Annotated in this window: 2 protein-coding genes; both read right to left on the bottom strand. The window is 43.6% G+C overall.

Annotation, left to right across the window (positions count from 1 at the left end; translation table 11 throughout):
* Positions 1–1,582: glycosyltransferase family 2 protein (locus tag F6K53_RS36440; RefSeq protein ID WP_293084339.1), on the bottom strand; the 1,582-nt coding region annotated here is incomplete at its 3' end.
* On the bottom strand, positions 1,582–2,944 hold a 1,363-nt coding region (locus F6K53_RS36435; RefSeq protein WP_293084336.1), incomplete at its 5' end, for a cellulose biosynthesis cyclic di-GMP-binding regulatory protein BcsB. The genes F6K53_RS36440 and F6K53_RS36435, both read right to left, overlap by 1 nt.

Raw genomic sequence — 2,944 nt, 5'->3', positions numbered from 1 at the left:
ACTTAGGATTAATCAGAGCTAAGAGGGTAACAATTCCCGCCTGGAATGACAGGGCAAATTCAAAAATCTCGTTCCAGAAGGAGAAACGGACGTGCTTGTAGGGAATGTGGTTGGTCTGCATCGATAAGATAACGTGAGGCAGAGCATAGCACAAGGTTTCAAAACCCAGACCTTTCACCGAATTGATGCCAAATAATAAGAATAGAGTGGGTGCGATCGCATACATCAATCGGGGGAAGCCGAAGAAAAAGTGGGATGTGGCACTCATGTAGCACAACCGTTGCGCCAGGCTCAAATTCACCTTCCGGTTGAATAAGGGATTTTCCAGGCGCAGAATCTGAGCCATTCCCCTTGCCCAACGTACCTGTTGACCGATATAGGCCGAAAATTTCTCTGGCGCTAAACCTGCCACCATAATCTTGTCGTAGTAGACCGACTCGTAACCCTTTGAGTGCAGACGGAAGGCAGTATGGCAGTCTTCGGTAACGGTTTCGGTGGCAATACCTCCGATTTCCATGACGTGGGTTTTCCGAATCACCGCCGCAGACCCACAAAAGAAAGCCGCATTCCAGAAATCATTGCCCTTTTGCAGCACCTTATAAAACAGTTCATTACCCACAGGTATTCTGCCTTCTGTGAGCAGATTACGCTCAAAGGGGTCTGGGTTGTAGAACCAGTGGGGTGTCTGGACAAAGGAAACCTTAGGGTTAAAAAAGAAGCCAACAGTTTCCTTCAATAAGCTTTTAGCGGGAATGTGGTCACAATCCAGAATAAGGACTAAATCTCCTTTGGTATTGTGAAAAGCCGTATTGATATTGCCAGCTTTAGCATGGTCATTGTTATCCCGAGTTAGGAGTTCGCAGCCTATATCCTCACACATTTGGCGCAACTTTTCCCTACGCTCTGGATACTTTCTGCCATCATCAAGGACATAAACTGATTTTTTATCAGCCGGATAGTCAATGGCTACAGCCGCTAAGGTTGTTTTGCGGACAATTTCGATATCTTCGTTATAGGTAGGAATGTAAATATCAACGCTAAACCACTCCTCTTGGGGAATAGTTTCTAAACTTACTGCTTTACGTTCTTTAATTTTTATAGTTTGAAAGTAAGCCAAAAATAAGGTAGCGATCGCATACAATTCTGCTCCATACAACAGGAAGCAAAAAACGATATTCAGCCACCCTTCAAAATTAAGGGTATATCGAGTGCGGTAATAAAAATAGCGTAGGGTAGTGAAAACGCTAAGTAAAACCAACAATAAGTGGAGATATTCACTGGTTTTACGATTGGGTTTATCTTCCTCCATCTGAATAATCACCCGTCCCACCAGTAACAAAATTAAACCAAGCAACCCTTGTTGCCAAATTGGTGGGCGAGCAGTAATTAGAGGAATGAATAGTAATAGTAAAGATACAATTAGCAACAGCAATTGACGGCGACTTAGCCACTGTAAAATCTCGCCAAATATATAGGGGAAGTCTTCCACTACCCAGACTGTTAGTTTCTCTCGCTGTTGGGGTGTCGTCACCAAGCCTCTTTGACCCGGTTTTGACCTAATCTTTAAAAATGGAATAGTCATTAATTTCTATCCCTAGCCATTTTTTGTAGATAAAACTGAATAACGCCGTAACTAATCAGGGTAGCAGCTATAATAGCTGGAGCTAACATCAACCAACTTCTTATTATGAAGTTAAAAATTTGCTGAGTCAACTCAGGTTTTTCCATTTGACGCTTTCGCTCTTGCTGGAAAAAATCCATATTATAAGAATTTTGGTCATAAATATCGGGATTTTCCGAGTTAGCACTAATTAGTACCGTGTCTCCCTTGATTTGAGAGAATAGTGGGTCTTGGCTTAAGAAATCTTGGACTTTATCTAAACCTTTGTCAGTTTGAGCAATTAGAGCAAGCAGCACCCGTTCTTTATTCCATGGCGAGATAATTTCTTTGATCACCCCATCATGATCAGACCAGGTTTGAATCTGACTATCACTGCGCTGCCGTGTCAAGAAATCTTTTAATTTCAAGTCACCAGAGGAGAAAATTTCGGGAAACGGAAATTTATTTTGAGTACCAATTCCGACCAGATGATGGTCACTGCGTTCCTCAGTCGGTAAAGAGTCTTTGGTGTAAACTGATAGCTGGATTGATTCTGCTTTGCTTAACCGTCCCAGTCTGTTAGTGAACTTTAGTAATGTCATCAGTACACTGGTTGAGGGGTCTTTTGGTAGCACAATAACGGTATTGGATAAATCCTGAGGAGCAGCAAAGGGGAAACCAGTTTTCAGCAACCCCAAATCTGGTACTTTGGCAACACTGGTGCGCTGGAGTTCAAAATTTGTATCACTGTGCAACGTACCCCAAAGCTGTTGGTCAGTTACTTTGCTACAGGAGCGGCGTTCCCGAGCATCAAGACGAAAATCCACCTCGATTTTAGAATAGGGGTTGATTTTGTCAGTAGGCAGGGCAACCCTCAGGGACTCTCTAGTGCCACCATCGATGGACTTTAGCTTTTTGCCGATCAGGGCAATGCCATCTAGCTTGACTTCCACTACTGAGGTTTTGGGATTAATTTGAGGGCTATAGCTATAAATTAGGTTCATATAGTTATTCCCCTCAAACTGATCATCGGGCAATGCCCGGAAGTCAATCGTAATGGGTGGAGAATCGGAACCCCTGACTGTGATATCCTCAATCGGTTGATTGTAGGGAGTTTTGAGGTCGCTGAGCTTGAATGTGGGTTCTAGAGGTAAATAGTCTGGCCAATCACGGGGTGCAGGGGTTGGCACTTCCTCCAGCTTTTCGACTAAGATCACTTGACTGGTACCAATTTGACGGTCTTGGGATTGCACTAAAAACTGTACTGCTTTCGCCACTCCTTCTGGCCCATTACCCGTTGCTACCAATACTGCGGCTTCATTGCCAGGAGTGGTGGTTAACATT

This window comes from Moorena sp. SIO4A1 (assembly GCF_010672065.1).
In the GTDB taxonomy this organism is placed as follows: Bacteria; Cyanobacteriota; Cyanobacteriia; order Cyanobacteriales; family Coleofasciculaceae; genus Moorena.
Note: the sequence above shows the minus strand (reverse complement) of the source record. Positions and strands in the feature narration are given on the sequence as shown.